This window comes from Streptococcus equinus (assembly GCF_049393735.1).
GTDB classification, from domain to species: domain Bacteria; phylum Bacillota; class Bacilli; order Lactobacillales; family Streptococcaceae; genus Streptococcus; species Streptococcus equinus_G.
Map to the genome: position 1 here is coordinate 1,226,312 of NZ_CP185946.1, position 19,519 is coordinate 1,245,830.

General features: G+C 38.7%; 20 protein-coding genes and 1 pseudogene. 4 read left to right on the plus strand and 17 right to left on the minus strand.

What is annotated here, in order from left to right; all coding sequences use genetic code 11:
- Positions 1 to 66 precede the first annotated feature (66 nt).
- Positions 67 to 1,023, minus strand: a complete 957-nt coding sequence (locus ACNTMY_RS06100; protein ID WP_423215775.1) for a CdaR family protein — start codon at positions 1,021 to 1,023, stop codon at positions 67 to 69.
- On the minus strand, positions 1,020 to 1,868 hold the full coding sequence (gene cdaA, locus ACNTMY_RS06105; RefSeq protein ID WP_423215776.1) for a diadenylate cyclase CdaA: 849 nt from the start codon (positions 1,866 to 1,868) through the stop codon (positions 1,020 to 1,022). The genes ACNTMY_RS06100 and cdaA overlap by 4 nt, the downstream gene beginning before the upstream one ends.
- 105 nt (positions 1,869 to 1,973) lie before the next feature.
- On the opposite strand from cdaA, the gene murT reads away from it, so the two are divergent.
- The 3 genes from murT to ACNTMY_RS06120 all read left to right on the plus strand — a co-directional run bounded on the left by murT (position 1,974) and on the right by ACNTMY_RS06120 (position 4,511).
- Complete coding sequence (murT, locus tag ACNTMY_RS06110) at positions 1,974 to 3,317, plus strand: lipid II isoglutaminyl synthase subunit MurT (RefSeq protein WP_423215777.1); 1,344 nt, start codon at positions 1,974 to 1,976, stop codon at positions 3,315 to 3,317.
- Position 3,318: 1 nt separating this feature from the next.
- The gene (gene gatD, locus ACNTMY_RS06115) at positions 3,319 to 4,107 is read left to right on the plus strand and encodes a lipid II isoglutaminyl synthase subunit GatD (protein ID WP_423215778.1); all 789 of its coding nucleotides are present in this window, start codon (positions 3,319 to 3,321) and stop codon (positions 4,105 to 4,107) included.
- Positions 4,108 to 4,241: 134 nt separating this feature from the next.
- Positions 4,242 to 4,511: a DUF4177 domain-containing protein gene (locus ACNTMY_RS06120; protein ID WP_074479525.1), complete on the plus strand. Its 270-nt coding sequence runs from the start codon at positions 4,242 to 4,244 to the stop codon at positions 4,509 to 4,511.
- A 59-nt stretch (positions 4,512 to 4,570) separates the two neighbouring features.
- Here ACNTMY_RS06120 and ACNTMY_RS06125 read toward each other — a convergent pair whose 3' ends face one another.
- Together ACNTMY_RS06125 and eno are read right to left on the minus strand one after the other, a co-directional pair.
- Positions 4,571 to 5,005, minus strand: coding sequence for an SP_0198 family lipoprotein (locus ACNTMY_RS06125; RefSeq protein ID WP_423215779.1), 435 nt, complete (start codon positions 5,003 to 5,005; stop codon positions 4,571 to 4,573).
- A 267-nt stretch (positions 5,006 to 5,272) separates the two neighbouring features.
- Complete coding sequence (gene eno / locus ACNTMY_RS06130) at positions 5,273 to 6,571, minus strand: surface-displayed alpha-enolase (RefSeq protein WP_423215780.1); 1,299 nt, start codon at positions 6,569 to 6,571, stop codon at positions 5,273 to 5,275.
- 206 nt (positions 6,572 to 6,777) lie between these two features.
- Between eno and ACNTMY_RS06135 the strand changes: the two genes are divergently transcribed.
- The gene (locus ACNTMY_RS06135) at positions 6,778 to 7,230 is read left to right on the plus strand and encodes a DUF1694 domain-containing protein (protein WP_423215781.1); all 453 of its coding nucleotides are present in this window, start codon (positions 6,778 to 6,780) and stop codon (positions 7,228 to 7,230) included.
- Here ACNTMY_RS06135 and ACNTMY_RS06140 read toward each other — a convergent pair.
- The 13 genes and pseudogenes from ACNTMY_RS06140 to hisC form a co-directional block, all read right to left on the minus strand.
- Positions 7,227 to 8,342 carry a glycerate kinase gene (locus ACNTMY_RS06140; protein WP_423213956.1) on the minus strand — a complete coding sequence of 372 codons (1,116 nt, stop codon included), beginning with the start codon at positions 8,340 to 8,342 and terminating at the stop codon, positions 7,227 to 7,229. The two genes, ACNTMY_RS06135 and ACNTMY_RS06140, sit on opposite strands and share 4 nt — an antisense overlap.
- Positions 8,343 to 8,478: 136 nt before the next feature.
- A pseudogene (locus ACNTMY_RS06145) lies at positions 8,479 to 10,929 on the minus strand (pullulanase); the annotation flags it as partial.
- Positions 10,930 to 11,097: 168 nt separating this feature from the next.
- Entirely contained in the window at positions 11,098 to 11,412 is a 315-nt protein-coding gene (gene hisE, locus ACNTMY_RS06150; protein WP_423216872.1) for a phosphoribosyl-ATP diphosphatase, read from the minus strand.
- Between the two features lie 12 nt (positions 11,413 to 11,424).
- Positions 11,425 to 11,745: a phosphoribosyl-AMP cyclohydrolase gene (gene hisI / locus ACNTMY_RS06155; protein ID WP_423215782.1), complete on the minus strand. Its 321-nt coding sequence runs from the start codon at positions 11,743 to 11,745 to the stop codon at positions 11,425 to 11,427.
- Positions 11,742 to 12,500, minus strand: coding sequence for an imidazole glycerol phosphate synthase subunit HisF (hisF, locus tag ACNTMY_RS06160; protein ID WP_423215783.1), 759 nt, complete (start codon positions 12,498 to 12,500; stop codon positions 11,742 to 11,744). Before hisF ends, hisI begins: the two co-directional genes overlap by 4 nt.
- Positions 12,501 to 12,503: 3 nt before the next feature.
- Positions 12,504 to 13,223 carry a 1-(5-phosphoribosyl)-5-[(5-phosphoribosylamino)methylideneamino]imidazole-4-carboxamide isomerase gene (hisA, locus tag ACNTMY_RS06165; RefSeq protein WP_423215784.1) on the minus strand — a complete coding sequence of 240 codons (720 nt, stop codon included), beginning with the start codon at positions 13,221 to 13,223 and terminating at the stop codon, positions 12,504 to 12,506.
- An 18-nt stretch (positions 13,224 to 13,241) separates the two neighbouring features.
- Positions 13,242 to 13,856 (minus strand): imidazole glycerol phosphate synthase subunit HisH, encoded by a 615-nt coding sequence (gene hisH / locus ACNTMY_RS06170; RefSeq protein WP_423215785.1) that lies wholly within the window; start codon positions 13,854 to 13,856, stop codon positions 13,242 to 13,244.
- A 69-nt stretch (positions 13,857 to 13,925) separates the two neighbouring features.
- Positions 13,926 to 14,510: an imidazoleglycerol-phosphate dehydratase HisB gene (gene hisB / locus ACNTMY_RS06175; RefSeq protein ID WP_423215786.1), complete on the minus strand. Its 585-nt coding sequence runs from the start codon at positions 14,508 to 14,510 to the stop codon at positions 13,926 to 13,928.
- On the minus strand, positions 14,511 to 15,167 hold the full coding sequence (serB, locus tag ACNTMY_RS06180) for a phosphoserine phosphatase SerB (protein WP_423215787.1): 657 nt from the start codon (positions 15,165 to 15,167) through the stop codon (positions 14,511 to 14,513). It lies immediately after the preceding gene.
- Positions 15,160 to 16,437 carry a histidinol dehydrogenase gene (gene hisD / locus ACNTMY_RS06185; RefSeq protein ID WP_423215788.1) on the minus strand — a complete coding sequence of 426 codons (1,278 nt, stop codon included), beginning with the start codon at positions 16,435 to 16,437 and terminating at the stop codon, positions 15,160 to 15,162. Before hisD ends, serB begins: the two co-directional genes overlap by 8 nt.
- Positions 16,434 to 17,081, minus strand: coding sequence for an ATP phosphoribosyltransferase (gene hisG / locus ACNTMY_RS06190; RefSeq protein WP_423215789.1), 648 nt, complete (start codon positions 17,079 to 17,081; stop codon positions 16,434 to 16,436). The genes hisD and hisG overlap by 4 nt, the downstream gene beginning before the upstream one ends.
- Positions 17,081 to 18,049 (minus strand): ATP phosphoribosyltransferase regulatory subunit, encoded by a 969-nt coding sequence (locus tag ACNTMY_RS06195; protein WP_423215790.1) that lies wholly within the window; start codon positions 18,047 to 18,049, stop codon positions 17,081 to 17,083. Before ACNTMY_RS06195 ends, hisG begins: the two co-directional genes overlap by 1 nt.
- A 12-nt stretch (positions 18,050 to 18,061) precedes the next feature.
- Complete coding sequence (gene hisC, locus ACNTMY_RS06200; RefSeq protein WP_423215791.1) at positions 18,062 to 19,120, minus strand: histidinol-phosphate transaminase; 1,059 nt, start codon at positions 19,118 to 19,120, stop codon at positions 18,062 to 18,064.
- Positions 19,121 to 19,519: the final 399 nt, after the last annotated feature.

Sequence of the window (19,519 nt, forward strand, 5' to 3'; positions counted from 1 at the left end):
ACCAAAGAGTTAAGTCTTAAGGACAACTCTTATTATTCACTAATAGACTATCTTTGTTATTATCTACTATTTTTTTGTTGCTGTCAACTGTACAGTCACGACAGATGGCTCAACTGATACTTTATCTGCCGCCAAATTGACACTCAAGTTTGTGTCTTTTGTAATATTTGACACATCAACAGTAGCAATAACTTCGTTAACAGCATCAAGAGCTGCTTGACTTCCAGAGATTGTTACTTGATCTTGATTCAGATTATAAGAGATATCCGAAACTTTATCATTCATCTTTCCAGTCAACTTAACTCTTACAGGAACTGTCTTGGTTAATTTCTTAACACTAACTTCAAGGCGCGCTTTTGATGGGTTGATAGCACTAGCTAAAATTGTTCCATCAGCAGAAACTGCTTGAAGGGCGACTCGTCCGCTATAGTTGCCGTTAAGAACTTCATTTTCCGGAAGATTTGCAACAACGTGATCAATCTGATCAATGATTGATTCATCACTTGTCACTTCGACTTCTGAAACATCGGTTGAAACTTTTTTCAATTCAAAGCCTGGTGCCAATTGACTGACGTCAACTTTGCCTTGAACATTGAATGTTTTTGTTTTTTTCTTACCGATTGTTACAGAAATATTGTTAGGTGAGGCTGTTGCGGTAACGCCAGATGGCAAATTCGTAACCTTTAGCGGAACTGTTTGAGTTCCTTCTCCTAGTCCCGTCAAATCAGCAACAACCTTAAAACTTCTTGTGTCATTATTGATTTCTGAATCAAGTTTCACACGGTTGATTGAGGTCAAATAAACTTCAGTCTCATAAGAATAACCACTAATAAAGTACTTATCACTATCATATTTGATATCAATGGGCACATTAGTCAAAGTGTGGGTATAGGTCTCTGTAGCACCAGAAACTTGTGAACCAACGTGCGTATAATTACTTGTTGTAGCAGCCAAAAATAGGAGAATAGAAAGGAAAATTGACACAATAACCAACCAAAATTGACTATTGAAAAACTTTTTCATTTTTTCTTCCTCCAAAATTTTTGATACCAGTGTTCTTCTTCCACAACTTCAGGAATCAAATGCGCGCGAAGAATAGCTTCAAAGTTTTCTTTTGACAAATCATGCAAAAATTCACCCTTTGATGTGATTGAAATGCCACCAGTTTCTTCTGAAACGACAATAGTCAAGGCATCTGAGTTTTCAGACAGACCAATAGCAGCACGGTGACGTGTCCCAAATTCTTTTGAAATTGCCATTGACTCAGACAAAGGAAGGTATGAACATGCCGTTGCGACTTTATTTCCTCTGATAATGACAGCACCATCATGCAAAGGCGTATTTGGAATAAAAATATTAATCAAGAGTTGACTTGAAATATCAGCATTCAAAGGAATCCCTGTTGAAATATATTCTTGTAAGGTCTGAGTTCGTTCAATTGAAATCAACGCCCCAATCTTACGTGGACTCATGTAAGCAACTGATTTAACCAGTGCTTCAACGAGTTTTTCTTCGTCACTGACTTGTTGTGTTTGTGAAAAAACTTGTGTTGAACGACCAAATTTTTCAAGTCCTGTTCGAATTTCAGGCGCAAATATAACAACACAGGCAATAACACCATATGTGATAACTTGATTCATCAAATACGAAATTGTCGTAAATCCAATCCACTCAGCGATGAATTTTAGTAGGATAAAGAAGACAACCCCTTGAATCAAGGACATAATCTTCGTGCCCGCCAAGGCTTTTATTAATCGATAAATAAAATAGGCTACAATTAAAATATCTAGCAAATGAACAACAATAGTCCATGGATTTTCAACTAAAGTTGCCCAGAATTTGGCATCAATAGCCGCTAAATTACTCATACATACATCTCTTTTCTCTAACTAATTAAAACTACCTTTCTATTATACCACTTTTAAAACAGATTTTCTTTATTAGAAAAGCCCTTTTTATGGTACAATATTCCTATGAAAGCAAACACATTAATGGGAATTACAGCTGGTAAAGCAGCTCACGCCATTCTTTCAAAAATGGGACGTGGTTCAACTTTGCCTGGAAAAATCGCCCTCAAATTCGACAAAGACATTTTAGATACGATTGCAAAAGATTATGAAATCGTAGTCGTTACTGGAACAAACGGTAAGACACTTACAACTGCTCTCACTGTTGGTATTTTACGAGAAGCATTTGGTGAAATCGTGACAAATCCAAGCGGTGCTAACATGATTACTGGGATTACATCAACTTTCTTAACCGCTAAAAGAGCAAAATCTGGTAAGAAAATTGCTGTGCTTGAAATCGACGAAGCGAGCCTTCCAAAAATCACTGAGTACATCACACCAAGCCTTTTTGTCTTCACAAATATCTTCCGTGACCAAATGGACCGTTATGGTGAAATTTACACAACTTACCAAATGATTTTAGACGGTGCTGCTAAAGCTCCTAAAGCTACAATCCTAGCTAACGGTGACAGCCCACTCTTTAATTCAACCAAAGTTGTTAATCCAGTAAAATACTATGGTTTTGATACTGAAAAACATGACCCAGAGTTAGCTCATTACAATACTGAAGGTATTTTGTGCCCTGAGTGTCAAAGTATCCTAAAATACAAACTAAACACTTACGCTAACCTAGGTGATTACGTTTGTGGAAATTGCGGTTTCCACCGTCCAAAACTTGATTACGCTTTGACTGATTTGACAAAAATCACAAATACAACATCAGAATTTGTCATCGATGGTCAAGATTACAAGATTAACGTTGGTGGTTTGTATAATATCTACAACGCACTTGCTGCTGTTTCTGTCGCTGAATTTTTCGGTGTCGAACCTGAAAAAATCAAAGCAGGATTTGACAAGAGCCGCGCTGTCTTTGGTCGCCAAGAAACCTTCAAAATTGGTAACAAATCATGTACCTTGGTTCTTATTAAAAACCCAGTTGGTGCCAGCCAAGCACTTGATATGATTAAGTTGGCTCCTTATCCGTTTACACTGTCTGTTTTGCTTAACGCAAACTATGCTGACGGTATTGATACAAGTTGGATTTGGGATGCGAATTTCGAGTCTATCCTTGAGATGGATATTCCACAAATCTTCGCTGGTGGTGTTCGTCATTCTGAAATAGCACGTCGCCTACGTGTCACTGGCTACAATGAAAACAAAATCACAGAAGCTGAAAGTCTCGAAGATATTATGGCATTGATTGAAGCACAACCAACTGACCACGCCTATATTTTGGCTACTTACACAGCTATGCTACAATTCCGAGAAATCTTGGCTAGCCGTCATGCTGTTGGAAAGGAGATGAACTAAGATGACTTACACTTCACTACAATCTCCTGCAAACAAAGACTATCAATTCGAGCTTAACGTTGCCCATCTTTACGGAAATCTTATGAATACCTATGGTGACAACGGTAATATCTTGATGATGAAATACGTCGGTGAAAAATTAGGTGCTAAAATGACCTTCGACATTGTCTCACTCGGAGATGATTTCGACGCTGATTATTATGACATGGTCTTCTTTGGCGGGGGACAAGATTACGAACAATCAATCGTCGCCAAAGACCTTCCAGGTAAAAAAGAAGCTATCGCTGATTTCATCAATAAAGATAAAGTCATTCTTGCCATCTGCGGTGGATTCCAATTGCTTGGTCAATATTATGTCCAAGCAAACGGCGAAAAAATTGACGGACTTGGTGTCATGGGACACTACACTCTAAGTCAGGATAATAACCGTTTCATCGGAGATATCAAAATCCATAACGAAGAATTTGATGAGACCTACTATGGCTTTGAAAACCACCAAGGTCGTACATTCTTGTCAGAGGATGAAAAACCTTTAGGTATGTGTGTCTACGGAAATGGTAACAACAAAGAAGACGGCACTGAAGGTGTTCATTACAAAAATGTCTACGGTAGTTACTTCCACGGACCAATTCTCTCACGTAATGCAAACCTTGCTTACCGTCTTGTAACAACTGCTTTGAAAAACAAATACGGCTCTAGTATTTCACTACCAAGCTACAACGACATCCTTTCAAAAGAAGTCGCCGAAGAGTATGCTGATACAAAAAGTAAAGCAGAATTTGGAAAATAAAAAACCAAAACGTCTGATGATTTCAGGCGTTTTTTTGTAAATACACCCAGTAAATCTTTGACCTAATCCATCTAAAGTCATAGAATTAAATTATAGAAAGCGTTATCATCACGCGATTAAGATTGGAGGAAAAAATGGGATTATTCAATAATGTGAAAGACGAAAGTACTTTTTCAACTGCATCTGGTTCAGATGGGCTAAAATATGTCGTTCTTCAAGTTACCCTAAAAGAAAAATTCATCGGAACTGGTTCAGGAAATCTAACAGAGTTAGAAAAAGTTATCAACGAACAAGCTGATAAAGGCTACCGTTTACACACAATCACAACTACAAACGGAGGCAGCAAAGGACTAAGCGGTGCTGACCGAATCCAAGCTACTATGGTATTTGAGAGAATCGACTAACACTATCTAGCAATCAAACGTATAAAAACAGAACCCAGCTAAGCTGAGCTCTGTTTTTTTTATTGTTTAGTGTAAATATCCTGATCACCATCAGCTTCAGTCAAGATGAGCTGATTACCATTCAAGCGATAATCCTTTAGATCATCACCAATCAAAATAGTCTGTTTGCTAGCATCAACTTTAACCTGATCAACATCAACTTCACCATCATTTTCCTTGCTTTCAAGACTACCAGCGCCGTCTTTGATGGTCAATGTCTTAACTTCATCAGGTTCTTCCAAAACATAAGTACCGTCTAATTCTGTCGACTGTGTTTCTACTGCAGCTGCTTCTGAACTTGATGGAGTCGTTTCAGATGAGGCTGATGTTGTTGAGCTTGACGACTGTTGGCTACTACTTGCTTGACTTGAAGAGTCAGTAGTTTGATTTGCCTGACAAGCACCCAAGAAAATGCTCAGCAACGCTACTCCTGTTAACTTAACAATTTTATTCATAACGAAACCTCCGATATCGTTTTTGTGGAAAATATACATCAAAGGCTAATGATAACGTAAGAAACGTTTAAACGATTCTAACAACTATTATGGATTTCATCTTTTTCACCGTCATTGTAACACCATCTTGTAATCGTTGTCAAAGAATTATGCTGAGTTTTTAAGTTATGTAACCAAAATAATAAAACAACAATAAATTTTCCGTTTCTACATAAAAAAAGACCCCGTCTTAACAGACAGAGTCTTTAAACCTTATATAATCAGAGATTATTTTTTAAGGTTGTAGAATGATTTCAATCCACGGTACTCAGCTACTTCACCAAGTTGGTCTTCGATACGAAGCAATTGGTTGTATTTAGCGATACGGTCAGTACGTGAAAGTGAACCAGTTTTAATTTGACCAGCGTTAGTTGCAACTGCGATGTCAGCGATTGTTGAATCTTCAGTTTCACCTGAACGGTGTGATACAACTGCAGTGTAACCAGCTTCTTTAGCCATTTCGATAGCTTCGAATGTTTCAGTCAAAGTACCGATTTGGTTAACTTTGATAAGGATTGAGTTAGCAGCTTCTTCTTTGATACCACGTGCAAGGTATGAAGTGTTTGTTACGAAGAAGTCATCACCGACCAATTGAACACGTTTACCAAGACGTTTAGTAAGTTCTTTCCATCCGTCCCAGTCGTTTTCGTCCATTGCATCTTCGATTGTGATGATTGGGTATTTGTTAACCAATTCTTCGATGTAATCGATTTGTTCTGAAGCAGTACGTTTAGCAGCTCCTTCACCTTCGAATTTAGTGTAGTCATAGATTCCGTTATCGTAGAATTCTGATGAAGCACAGTCAAATCCAAGGAATACATCTTCACCTGGTTTGTAACCAGCAGTTTCGATAGCTTTGATGATTGTTTCTACAGCGTCTTCAGTTCCTTCAAATTTAGGAGCGAAACCACCTTCGTCACCAACAGCTGTTTCAAGACCACGTTCTTTAAGGATTTTCTTAAGAGTGTGGAAGATTTCAGCACCCCAACGAAGAGCTTCTTTGAATGTAGGTGCACCAGCAGGTACGATCATGAATTCTTGGAAAGCGATTGGAGCGTCTGAGTGAGATCCACCGTTGATGATGTTCATCATTGGAGTTGGAAGAACTTTAGTGTTGAAACCACCAAGGTAGCTGTAAAGTGGAACTTCAAGGTAGTCAGCAGCTGCGCGAGCTACGGCAATAGAAACACCAAGGATAGCATTTGCACCGAGTTTACCTTTGTTTGGAGTACCGTCAAGAGCGATCATAGCACGGTCGATAGCTTGTTGATCACGAACATCGAAACCGATGATTGCTTCAGCGATGATGTTGTTAACGTTGTCAACAGCTTTTTGAGTACCAAGACCGTTGTAACGAGATTTGTCTCCGTCACGAAGTTCTACTGCTTCGTGTTCACCAGTAGAAGCTCCTGAAGGAACCATACCGCGACCGAATGCGCCTGATTCTGTGTAAACTTCTACTTCAAGTGTTGGGTTACCGCGTGAGTCAAGGACTTCGCGAGCGTAAACATCAGTAATAATTGACATTATGTTACTCTCCTTATGAGTTTTTAATATTTTTACACTAAAATAATACCATAATATCGGCGCTTAGGCAAATAAAAACGATAATTTTTGAAAATCGCTACCAACTTTCATGGCTTTTTCCATAATTTGAGGTTAAAACAGTCCAAATCTGACAGTTTAGTAAATTTAACTTATAATAGTTGTAAATAAACCATGGAGGTTATGATATGGCTGATTTAGAAAGTAAAGTACTGCAGGCTGCAACTGGTGAAAAGCGCCTTAATCCTGATGAACAACGTCTTTATTTCGGAACATTTGCAGAGCGTGTGGTACTATCTATTCCGCTTGAAGATAGTCGTTTAGAAGATGTTCAAAAACGTTTTAGTGACATTTTAAAAGATTTAAATGGCAAATATGATAGCTTGTCAGTTAAAATTTCACCAAAATTATCCGTTTCAAACCAAGTCTTTTACATGAAAATTGCTCAAGAGCTAGGAAATCAAGCAACTATCGTTGATGAAAAAAATGCACAATCACCTTACGGTATCATTGTGCACTCTAATCAGGCTGAAAATGTCGATAACCCTCTGCTATCTGAACAATTTCCAACTCAGAAAAAGGAAACAAAAGAAGCCCCTGCTAAGAAAGGCTTCTTGTCAAAATTATTCAAAAAGGATTAATGATTTTTTATCGCTAATAAATTACCAATATTTTGAGCGGTGCGTTCTAGATTTTCTCTAGCTTTTGCTAAGGTATTTTCCAGAGTGTCAACGCTTGAAATAATTGGGAATGCCGCTTGAATATTTGAATTTGGAAATGCTGGTAAATCATTTTTTAGGCTACCACAAATGGCGATTACAAGTTTTCCTCGTGGAGTTCGCTGTGCAACCCCAACTGGTGCCTTGCCTGAGAGACTTTGTTTGTCCATGCGACCTTCACCAACAATGACAATATCAGCATTCTTCACACGTCGATCAAAATCAAGGATGTTTAGGACTGCGTCTATGCCAGAAATGATTTCACCACCTGTAAAGGCTGATAGGCCTGCTGCCATACCGCCACCCGCTCCTGCTCCAGCTACCTCAAGAACAGCTGGGAAGAAAGTTTGATAGAATTGTTCCATATCCTTATCAACGCTTGCGAAGTCACCTTCTGCAAGCCCTTTTTGACCACCAAAGATATAAGTTGCACCGTTTGGTCCGCATAGTGGGTTTGTAACATCAGTAATAACTGTAATTCTTACATTCGATAAATCCCAGTGACAATCTTCATATGACACCATAGCTATTTCACCGAGGTTCTTTCCAATCGCAGCAACTTCGTGACCCGATTTATCAAAAAAGCGATAACCTAGACCTGCTGCCATACCAATACCGCCGTCATTGGTTGAGCTACCGCCAACGCCAACCATAATTTCTTGCACACCATTTTCTACCAAATGGCCAATCATCTCACCGACACCTCGAGTTGTTAAGGCCAATGGATTACGTTGATTGAGCGGAACTTTTTCCAAGCCACAAATATCAGCCATTTCAAAAACGGCTAGGCGACCATTTGTTGCATAATGTGCTTCGACAGTATCACCAAGTGCACCAGTCACAGTACAAGTTTCACGTTTTAAATGTAAACCGTCTGTTAATGCTTCAAGTGTTCCTTCACCACCATCACCTACTGGCATCAAATCAAATGTTGCATTTGGCAAAGCTTTGCGAAATCCATTTTGAATTGATTTTGCAACTTCAAGTGCTGATAGGCTTTCCTTAAATGAATCAGGTGCAATCAAAATATGCATGGTATCAACTCCCTTACAATTTCTTATTACTATTATATAATTTTTTATACGAAAGAGGTTGCAAAAAACTAGTTAAAAAAGGTACTTTTATATAAAAAACAGGCACAGCTCAAAATGCTATGCCTGTTTTTATTTATCATTTTCTCAAACGTAAAATCGTGGCTGTGAGAGGATAAAGCTTAACGCTATTTTCTGTAAAGGAGACACCTGACGGATTTAAAATTGCAGTTGTTCCTGCCTGCTCTCCATCTGCAAGAACTTCGCCATTAAGAAGAGCTTTGTAGGCATCTGACAAGACAATCTCACGCGCTTTGCTATCAGCATTGATAAAGACGGCATAAACATCGCCATTGCTTGCTTGTGTTTGATAAGCGATAACCAAATCATCTTTGGCAACACCATTTTCATTTGGAACAGTAATCAGTTTGACCTTGCTATCAACATCTGCTTTTGTCTTAAGTGTAAAGGCATCAGTTGAACGTCGAAGGGCAATAAGACCTTTTGTATAAACTTGTGTTTTAGTGTTTTCTGGATAAGCTTTACTATCAGTTACTTTTGCCCAATCAAAATGATTAATCGCATCTGTCGAGTCGTAAGAATCACTAATAAAGTAAGGATATTCAAAAGGTGTACCATCTGCATTTGTTAGCAAATCAGATTTTGCTGGAACCTGATCAGCTGGAACTGGTGTCTTATAGGCTTCATCACGGAATTGCTTAGTGCGACCGTATTCTTGTCCTGAATGAATAAAGGCTGTTCCCTGAGACGTTAAGATAATAAGATTTCCCAAACGTTGACGACGTAAAATCTCAACTTCATTTTCAGCCACTGATGGATCTTTGTGAATTGATTTAGCAATAATATCATGAAGTGTTAAGTTATCATGAGCTGCAATATATTGAATCACATCACCTGGATCGTCTGCCGTGAAATTATTTGGCTGAGCTTTGATGGTATTAAAGAGTTTTTGCAGATTTGTTGTTCCACCTGTGATAAAACATGGCGCCCCTTCACTTGGATAACCTGATTTAAGGAGATTACGAATATCATCAGAGAATGATGCAACACTATCTGTCTGTGACATCCATGTTTGGTCAGCAGGTTGTCTGGAATCATTGGCATCTCCAGCATAAGTAATCCAACCTTCACCAAGCATAATAACATTTGGATTTAAAACCTTTGCTTTGTCATAGGTCATTTGAACTGTCTTGGCATCCAAATCTCCCATCATATCAAAACGAAAACCATCTACTTTAAATTCATTTGTCCAATAAGCAATTGAATCAAGTACCATACGTCGTGTCATGTAGTGAGTTGTTCCTGGACGACCACCACCAAAGCTTGTTTTAGCTGTGCCATCTGCTTCCATAAAGTGATAGTAGCCAGGTTCCAAATCTTCAAGAATAGCCAGGTCAGCTGTGTGATTATAAACAACATCCAAAATAACTCCCATGCCGTGCTTATGAATTTCACTGATGAGGTTCTTAAATTCCGCAATACGTTTTGCTGGGTCAGATGGATTTTCAGAGTACATTCCTGTCAAAGCAAAGTAACTTTGTGGGTCATATCCCCAATTGTAGTTTGTATTGCTTGAAGAAAAATAATCCAAACGTTGTCCGTTAATCTCTTCGTTAGCAAAATAATAACTCATCACAGGAAGTAATTGAATATGAGTAACACCTAGCCTTTGGAGATAACCCAGTTTCTCAGCAAATGCTGCAAATGTTCCAAATTGGTGTTTAAGATTATCAGAAATCGCCTTATCAGAAGTAAAGTCACGCACGTGCACTTCATAAATAATAGCATCCTCACGAGCTGTGTAACCCTTAATGTCTGCATAACTCAAGTTTTGATTACCAGTAGCACTTGTATCGACAATTGCAGCTTTAGCAACTTTATATGACGGATCTGTTCCAATTAAATCACTATTCCATTCTGCAAGAGATTTAGCATACGGGTCAAGTGCTAAAACAGTATCCTCTCCACGTTTGATTTCATAATGGTAATAATAACCACGATAATCATTAACTCCCAATCCGAGACTTGGTGTTAAGCTAGATGACCATTGACCTTTATCACCTTTTGTCATGGCCACTTTGCCAACAACTTTAGTTTTATCATTTTTATCATAAAGAACAACAGAAATACTATCAGCACTTGGTGACCAGACGGTCAACTCAACACACGCCCCGTTATCAAAAACACGTGCTCCCAAATCACCGTCATAGGCGTATTTAGAATCTGTATATTGCCAACTTTGCTTAGCTTGATATTGGTCTCCGTTATAACTTACTGTATAAAGACCGTCACTTGAAAAATCACCTATGACACTAACTTTATTTCTTGTCTTATCTAGATTAATAGCTGTGATAGCGACTACGTTACCATCTTTATCAGTTACTTTAAGATTTTCTAAAATTTCATCTTTTTCAGCATCTGCTAAGTCGCTGATAATTGCTAAAAGTTCTGTTTGACTGATTTGTTGTGCGGATGTTAATTGATTAGTTGTTTTAGCATATGAAGCCATATTGATTATCTCTTCCTCAACTTTCAAAGAATCTAAATCACGTTTTAAACTTTTTATGCTTTCAGTATACAAAATACTTTATATTTACGCAAGCGTTTTCGTTGATTATTTTTTTGCTTTCAGCAAGCGAAATATCATATATACAACTAGCATCTTCTCATGAATAGCGCAATCGATTGCTTTTGAAGGGATTAATAAAGCAGGAATTAATTTCCTGCCTTTTTTAGCTTAATAATTTGTGATTTCTGGTCGATCGTGAACGTTACTCTTTTTACCTTGGCGAGCTTTTAACACCGACTCAATATCAGCTGGTGTCAATCCTGTTTCGACAAGCATAACCGCCAAGTGGTACAAAACATCTGCTGTTTCATTGGCAATTTCATCTTTATCAGCATTTTTGGCTGCAATAACAACCTCTGTTGCTTCTTCGCCGACTTTTTTCAAAATCTTGTCTAAACCTTTGTCAAAAAGGTAATTAGTGTAAGAACCTTCTTTCGGATTTTCCTTACGGTCTAAAGCTTCATTATAAAGTGTTTCTAACATCATTTTTCCTTTCTATAAAATATCGTTGAAGAAGCAACTATATGCTCCTGTGTGACAGGCTGCACCTTCTTGCTTGACTGCTACAAGCAAAGTATCACAGTCACAATCTGTTTTTATGGATTTAACATACTGATAATGCCCACTGGTTGCACCTTTATGCCAAAGTTCATTGCGTGAGCGACTCCAATAGTGCATCTGCTTTGTTTCAAGGGTCAAACGATAAGCCTCTTCATTCATGTAAGCAAGCATTAACACTTGCCCAGTCTGATAATCAGTCACAATAACAGGAAGAAGACCTCCTTGTTTGGCAAAATCTAGCTTTATCTCACTCATCGTCTCACCTCAATTCCTGCTTCTGCCATAGCAGATTTGGTATCTGCAATCGAAACCTCACCAAAGTGGAAAATCGAAGCAGCAAGCGCACCAGTTGCACTTGTTTTTTCAAAAACGTCAACCATGTGCTCAATATTTCCTGCTCCACCTGAGGCAATGATAGGAACATCAACCACATCAGCAACGGCATTTAACATGTCTAAGTCAAATCCTGACTTCGTACCGTCTTTGTCCATGCTGGTCAAAAGAATTTCTCCTGCGCCAAGGCTGACAACTTTTTTTGCCCATTCAATCAAATCAATGCCTGTGTCTTTACGACCACCTGCAACATAAACATGCCAAGAGCCGTCGGATTCTTTTCTGGCATCGATAGCAGCTACCACACACTGATTGCCAAATTTTTCTGAGCAGTCTTTAATAAGTTGTGGGTTGGCTACAGCCGATGAATTTACGGCAACCTTGTCCGCACCGGCTTTAAGCATTTTATTCATATCTTCAACCGAGCGAATGCCGCCACCAACTGTAAATGGAATAAAAACTTGGTCAGCTACACGTTTCACCATTTCAACTGTCGTGTCACGTTTTTCATGAGTCGCTGTGATATCAAGAAAAACCAATTCATCACAGCCAGCTTCATAGTAAGCACGCGCCGCATCCACTGGGTCACCAACATCTGTCAAATTGACAAAGTTAACTCCCTTAACCACTCGACCATCCTTGACATCAAGACAAGGAATAATGCGTTTTTTCAGCATAGTCTATCCTCCAAAAGCTTTTAGCTCTTCAAGGCTGATATTGCCATTATAGTAAGCTTTACCAACAATAGTTCCCGCAACGCCCATTTTTTCTAACTTAGCTAAGTCTGCCTGCTCTGCTATACCACCAGATGCAATGACCTGCGCTGTCGTCAGTTCAGCTACCAAGCGCTCATAATGTTCAAAATTAGGTCCTGTTAGTGTCCCGTCTCGGTCTACATCCGTATAAACAAAGAGAGTCACCCCAATTTTCTCCATAGTCTTTGCTAAACTGATATAATCGACATCACTTGTCTCAAGCCAGCCTTCTGTTGCCACCATGCCAGCTTTAGCATCAATTCCAATCACGATTTTGTCACTACCAAATTTTTCCAAAGCAGCTCTTACAAAATCTGGATTTTTAACCGCCATTGACCCGATAATCACACGGTCAATTCCAACCGCTAAATAATCTTCAATCTGCTCAAGGGTTCGAATGCCGCCGCCAACTTCGACAGAAAGACCAGATTCCTTTTTTAACTTGGCAATCAAATCGCGATTTGTAGCGCGACCATCAAGAGCTCCGTCAAGGTCCACAACATGAATAAATTGAATTCCTGCCTCAGCAAAAATCTTTGCTTGTTCAAGCACGTCAGGATTTACTACCGTTTTTTGATTAAAATCACCTTTGAAAAGACGAACAGCCTGCCCATCTTTAATATCAATTGCTGGAAGAATTTGCATACAAAACTCCTTTTTTCATCACGTGTTAGCTTTACAAATATTGATAAATTTTTCAAGAATGCCTAGACCAAGGTCACCTGATTTTTCAGGGTGGAACTGGGCACCGTAGACATTTCCCTTATGAATCATAGCTGGTACTTCGATGCCGTAATCCGCTGTGACATCAATATACTCTTCAGGGACATCTGTAAAATAGCTATGCACAAAATAAACTGACTGTCCGTCCAAACCACCTGTCAACGGGCTATCCTGTTTTACTGTTAAATCATTCCATCCCATATGAGGAACAGGCAAATTTTTACTACCCTCTATTTCTCGACAGACACCTGGAATGAAACCAAGACCTTGTGTTTCTTGGTGTTCAAGGCCCGTTTCAGTCAGTACTTGCATGCCTAAACAGATGCCAAGTAACGGAATACCCTTAGCAACCGCCTCTTTAATTGCTGGTACTAAATGTCGTTTTGTCAGCTCAGCCATTGCAGTTGGATATGCGCCGACTCCTGGCAAAATGAGTCCATCCGCTGCTAAAATCTTCGTAGGATCACTAGATAATTCAGCCTGAACACCAATTTTCTTCAAAGCTCTCAAGACATTCGCTGTATTTCCAGCATCATAATCAATCACAATAATCATTAGCTAAGTTATCAAACCTTGAAAACACCAATAAATCTTAGTGTTTTGGCTGATTTTCCTTTCTATATATTAAAGCAAGCCTTTTGTTGAATTAACCCCATGGATTTCAGGGTTAATGGTAATAGCTTCGCGAAGAGCACGTCCAGTCGCCTTAAAAAGACTTTCTGATTTGTGGTGGTTATTTTTACCATGCAAAATCTTCAGGTGCAAATTCATTTGAACATTGAATGCAAATGCTTGGAAGAATTCTTCAACCAACTCAGTATCAAAATTTCCAAGTTTTGGATTATCAAATTCACAATCAAAAACAAGGTAACTACGTCCTGACAAATCAAGGCTTGCCATTCCAAGCGTTTCATCCATTGGAACAAAAGCTGTTCCGTAGCGATTGATTCCTGCTTTATCGCCAAGTGCCTCTTTCAAAGCTTGCCCAAGAACAATCCCGACATCTTCTACAGTATGATGACTATCAACATGCAAATCACCATCTGCCTTAACCACAAGTGATATGCGACTATGTCTTGCAAAAAGAGTCAACATGTGGTCAAAAAATCCGACACCTGTGTCAATAGAAACAGGCTCTTGAGCATCCAAATTAAGATTCAATTTGATTTTTGTCTCAAAGGTATTACGTTCAATTTCTGCTTGTCTCATTTATTGTTCTTCCTTTTCTTGACTATCTATAATGTCAATCACCTTGTACAAGTTCGCTTCGTTAATCTGATAAGGCGCTTCTTTTCGAACGATTGGCTTCGCACAAAAAGCAATGCCAATTCCTGCCGTTTTAATCATAGGAAGGTCATTTGCACCATCTCCCATAGCAACTGTCTGACTAAGTTCCAAATCATTTTCTGCCGCCCACTGCACTAGACTAGCTTTCTTGACATCTTTTGTGACAACTTCACCAAGAACCTTTCCTGTTAGCACACCATCTTTGACTTCCAAGCGATTAGCTCTCACATAATCAAGTCCGATGCGATTTGCCAAAACGTCAACCGTTTCGTGAAAGCCGCCAGACACAACAGCAACTTTATAGCCGCGACGATGAAGCTCAGCCACCAACTTCTCAGCACCATTTGTAAAATGCATGCGCGCAAGCACCTTATCAAAAATACTTTCTGGCAAGCCTTTTAGTAAACCAACACGCTCATCCAATGCTTGTTTAAAATCAAGTTCACCATTCATGGCACGCGCTGTAATATCAGCGATTTTTTCACCAACACCAGCTTCTTCACCTAATAAATCAATTCCTTCTTCTTGGATGAGAGTTGAATCCACATCCATTACCAATAAACCTTTTACCTTAGTCATGACGCACCTCGATTGCTTTAGCGTGTGCTTGCAGACCTTCAGCGTAAGCAAGCGTTGTAATATCGTGACTAGCAGCATTAACAGCTGACTTAGAATATTGCATGTACTGAATACGTTTTACAAAGTCATGTACGCCAAGTGCAGAAGAGAATCGACTTGTACTTGTTGTAGGCAAAACGTGGTTGGCACCAGCGTAATAATCTCCAATCGGCTCACTTGTAAAGTGTCCGAGAAAGACTGAACCAGCATTTTCAACTTTATTAAGATAATCATAAGCATTATCCATCGCTAACTCCAAATGCTCTGGTGCTACTTGATTCATCAATTCAAACATGGCGTCAACTGAATTTGCAACGATAATCCGTCCATTATTTTCAATCGAAGCTCGAGCAATTTCCTCACGTGGCAATGTTTTTAGCTGAGTTTCTATTTCTGTCTCAACCGCATCAGCTAGTTCAGCAGAATTTGTAACCAAAATCGCACGAGCACGTTTATCATGTTCGGCTTGAGAAAGCAAATCAGCAGCCACATATTTTGGATTTGCCGTGCTGTCTGCAATTACTCCGATTTCAGATGGACCAGCAATCATATCAATGCCAACAAGACCGTAAACCATTTTCTTAGCTGTTGCTACAAAAATATTTCCAGGTCCAGTGATTTTATCAACACGAGGAATGCTTTCAGTACCATAGGCAAGAGCAGCCACACCTTGTGCACCACCAACTTGATAAATTTTGTCAACACCAGCAAGCGACGCAGCCACCAAAATAGCTGGTTCAAAATGTTTTTGTGGTGGGGTAATCATGATAATTTCTTTAACACCTGCAATTTTTGCTGGAATCACATTCATCAAAACTGATGACGGGTAAACTGCAGTTCCTCCTGGAACATAAACACCCGCACGTTCAATCGGACGAATTAACTGACCACGAACGACACCACCTACTGGAGCATCCTCAAAACCTGATTCAAGCTGTTGCTTGTGATAACTTTCGATGTTAGCTTTAGCGTTCTTAAGAGCTTGTAAAACTTCTGAATCAATTTCTTCAAATGCTTTATCAATAAGGTCTTGACCCACTTCAAAGTCATCTAAAGTAATCTTGTCAAATTTTTCAGAATAAGCCTTAAGAGCTTCATCCCCGTTTAGCTTAACGTCTTCTAAAATCTTACGAACAGCATCATCAACATCAAGATTTTCTTTACTCAACTCAAGCTGTTCTTGATAAAGAATTTTTGAAATCTCTTCAGTCGTTCCAGTTAAACGTTTCATTTAAAAGCTACCTCCTCATTTCCTACAATTTTTTCTATTTTCTTGATAAATGGCATAATATCAGGATTATTTTTCAGAGCCGCTTTGTTGACAATCAATCGAGCTGAAATACGGCAAATATCTTCATAGACTTTAAGGCCATTTGCAACCAAAGTATTTCCGGTCTCAACAATATCAACAATAGCGTCCGCAAGTCCAATAACTGGTGCGATTTCAACACTTCCTTGAATGGAAATAATCTCAACATCCTCACCCTTTTTATTGAAATAATCCGTTGCGATAGTTGGGTATTTTGTGGCAATGCGCTTACGCTTATGGTCGTGCGGCTTGTAATCATCTGTTGAAGCTACTGAAAATTTACATAAACCAAAATTCAAATCCAACATTTCAAGATAGCCTGTCGGATGTTCAATCAACAAGTCCTTTCCAACCACACCAAGGTCTGCCACGCCGTGTCTCACATAAGTTGTCACATCAGGTGCCTTTACCAGCAAAAAACGGAACTTTTTATCTGGACTTTCAAAAATCAAGTTACGCCCTTTATTTGCCATAAACGACATGTCAAAACCAGCTTTTTCCAGAAGTTTCACCGTATCTTTTTCAATACGCCCCTTCGTCAATGCAATCGTAATTTGATTTTCCATTAGGCACCTCCTTCTAAGTTATCGTGGACAGCTTGGTAAATGGCATCAATATCAACCGCCCAACCAACTGCTGTTAATTTCTTAGCACCAAAACGTTCAAATAATTTGTCGTAGCGCCCACCAGATGCAAAAGCATCAGGAATCTTGTCACCAAAAACTTTGAACATCACACCAGTATAATATGGCATTGAGGGAATTTGTGCCAAGTCAATATTACTTTTCGGCAAGATATCCGAGACTTGTTCTAATAGATTTTCTAAATCACTCAAAGCAGCTAAAATCAACTTATTTGTAACAAGCTTACGAGCAGCTTGCAAAACTTGATGACTTTCTCCAAATAAAAACGGCAATTGTTTCAAAAAATCATCGAACTCACTTGGATACTTTTTAGTCAGTTCATTTAATTGTGTAATGTTTTTATCTTTGATTGCCACATCAAATTCTCTGCTAGCAGCTTCTGGCAAATCAAGCGTTGTAAAAATCGTTTGTAAAATGCCAGCATGTGAGAATTCAAACTGATAAGATGGAATATCTGCTTTATCAAGAGAAGACTTTGCTGATGCAATCGCCTCGTAAACTGCTTCATCTGCAGGAAATCCAACAATTTCAACACCAGCTTGCGTGTGCTCATTCATCAAACCACGCATCTCTTCATTGTACTTAAAAACTTTTCCGGAGTAAGAAAATTTAATCGGTGTTTCAACCTGCGTCGAGGCAATCACACGACCAATCTGACTTGTAATATCTGGGCGAAGGGTTAACAACTCACCACTTTTATCAAAAAAATTATAATTATTTTTAGTAATCGAATCACTAAAAACCTCAAAATGCTCAAGTGTTGGAGTTTCTATGCGATTAAATCCTTGACTCATCAAGAAATCACTGATGTCACGCTCAATTTTATAAGTCACACGAGCACGTTTAAACAATTTATCGTGCATGCCAACAGGTAATGTTGTTTTTTTCATTCAATCGCCTCCTTACTTCATATAATATTTCTTAATCACTCTGATTACTTCTTCCATTTCGTCTTGACGACCGATGGAAATTCGCAAATGATTTTTAACACGCTCAACTTTTGAGAAATATCTGACGTAAATATTATGAGCTTGCAAGTATTCAAATAAAGATTTAGCAGAGTGATGTGGACATTCTGCCAATACAAAATTTGTCTTTGACTCCAAAACAGTGAAATCAAGCCACTTAAGTTCATCAGTAAACCAATCCCTTGTCGCCATAATTTTTTGACATGTTTCTTCATAGTAATCCCACGATTCAACCGCTGCGAGCGCGAGTTTTTCAGCAATTAAATCAACATTGTATGGGTTCACTGAGTTCTTTACTGCATTAATAACTGGCATCAATTTTTTACTTCCTATGCCATATCCAATACGGAGCCCAGCAAGTGAAGCATCTTTTGAAAATGTCCGTGTGATAAACACATTGTCATATTTTTCAAGTAATGGAATGGCTGTTTGCCCACCGAAATTAATATAGGCTTCATCAATAATGACAACCACATCTTGATTAGCTCGAATAATATGCTCAATCTCATCAAGTGACTTATAAATCCCCGTCGGTGCATTTGGATTAGTAATGACAATGCCACCATTATCAGCGATATAGTCAGTCGCATCGATTTCAAAATTTTCATCTAAAGGAATTTCACGATAATTAATGTGGTACAAATCAGCCCAAACTTTATAAAAACCATATGTCAAATCAGGAAACAAAATAGGATCTTCGCTATTAAAGAATGCCAAGAATGCCATTGACAAAATATCATCAGATCCATTACCAACAATAATCTGATCTGGATCAAGACCATGTTGCTTAGCGAGAGCTGTACGAAGTGATTCTTGATCTAAAGTAGAATATTTTCGCAATTGATGGACATCAAAGTGTGAAAAAGCATCTGCTACTTTAGGACTTGGTCCGTACGCATTTTCGTTTGTGTTTAATTTTATTAAATTTTCGCCACTCGGTTGACTTCCGGCAACATAAGGGTCAATTTTTCTCAATCCTTTGATAGTTGTCATAACAATATCCTTTCTATTTTCTGATATAAAAAAGCCCTCACAAAAAAATTTGCAAGGACGCTTAAAACGTGGTTCCACCTCTGATTCAGCAGCAAGTCGCCTTTACTGCTCTCATGAAGTACATGACTTCCAGTCTGTAACGTAGACCACGCGTCGTGCACTACTGTCATAAGAGTTCGCACACGCACTCAAGAATGTGTCGCCCAAGGATTGCACGCTTTTCTCACCATCAAGCACTCTCTGTCTGTTGTCTCAGGCTCTTTCTATCACCGCTTTTTTATATTAAGGATATTCTACAAGAAAATTCTGAAAATTGCAAGTTAAATTTTTAGAATTTTTTTACCCAAACAAAAAATCAACCGAGATGGTTGATTATGGAGTTATATATTTGCTCTTTAA

Bases quoted from the DNA above. Each gene is read 5' to 3' on its own strand.
- ACNTMY_RS06100 (WP_423215775.1), bottom strand. From the start codon at position 1,023: ATGAAAAAGTTTTTCAATAGTCAATTTTGGTTGGTTATTGTGTCAATT.
- cdaA (WP_423215776.1), bottom strand. From the start codon at position 1,868: ATGAGTAATTTAGCGGCTATTGATGCCAAATTCTGGGCAACTTTAGTT.
- murT (WP_423215777.1), top strand. From the start codon at position 1,974: ATGAAAGCAAACACATTAATGGGAATTACAGCTGGTAAAGCAGCTCAC.
- gatD (WP_423215778.1), top strand. From the start codon at position 3,319: ATGACTTACACTTCACTACAATCTCCTGCAAACAAAGACTATCAATTC.
- ACNTMY_RS06120 (WP_074479525.1), top strand. From the start codon at position 4,242: ATGGGATTATTCAATAATGTGAAAGACGAAAGTACTTTTTCAACTGCA.
- ACNTMY_RS06125 (WP_423215779.1), bottom strand. From the start codon at position 5,005: ATGAATAAAATTGTTAAGTTAACAGGAGTAGCGTTGCTGAGCATTTTC.
- eno (WP_423215780.1), bottom strand. From the start codon at position 6,571: ATGTCAATTATTACTGATGTTTACGCTCGCGAAGTCCTTGACTCACGC.
- ACNTMY_RS06135 (WP_423215781.1), top strand. From the start codon at position 6,778: ATGGCTGATTTAGAAAGTAAAGTACTGCAGGCTGCAACTGGTGAAAAG.
- ACNTMY_RS06140 (WP_423213956.1), bottom strand. From the start codon at position 8,342: ATGCATATTTTGATTGCACCTGATTCATTTAAGGAAAGCCTATCAGCA.
- hisE (WP_423216872.1), bottom strand. From the start codon at position 11,412: ATGTTAGAAACACTTTATAATGAAGCTTTAGACCGTAAGGAAAATCCG.
- hisI (WP_423215782.1), bottom strand. From the start codon at position 11,745: ATGAGTGAGATAAAGCTAGATTTTGCCAAACAAGGAGGTCTTCTTCCT.
- hisF (WP_423215783.1), bottom strand. From the start codon at position 12,500: ATGCTGAAAAAACGCATTATTCCTTGTCTTGATGTCAAGGATGGTCGA.
- hisA (WP_423215784.1), bottom strand. From the start codon at position 13,223: ATGCAAATTCTTCCAGCAATTGATATTAAAGATGGGCAGGCTGTTCGT.
- hisH (WP_423215785.1), bottom strand. From the start codon at position 13,856: ATGATTATTGTGATTGATTATGATGCTGGAAATACAGCGAATGTCTTG.
- hisB (WP_423215786.1), bottom strand. From the start codon at position 14,510: ATGAGACAAGCAGAAATTGAACGTAATACCTTTGAGACAAAAATCAAA.
- serB (WP_423215787.1), bottom strand. From the start codon at position 15,167: ATGACTAAGGTAAAAGGTTTATTGGTAATGGATGTGGATTCAACTCTC.
- hisD (WP_423215788.1), bottom strand. From the start codon at position 16,437: ATGAAACGTTTAACTGGAACGACTGAAGAGATTTCAAAAATTCTTTAT.
- hisG (WP_423215789.1), bottom strand. From the start codon at position 17,081: ATGGAAAATCAAATTACGATTGCATTGACGAAGGGGCGTATTGAAAAA.
- ACNTMY_RS06195 (WP_423215790.1), bottom strand. From the start codon at position 18,049: ATGAAAAAAACAACATTACCTGTTGGCATGCACGATAAATTGTTTAAA.
- hisC (WP_423215791.1), bottom strand. From the start codon at position 19,120: ATGACAACTATCAAAGGATTGAGAAAAATTGACCCTTATGTTGCCGGA.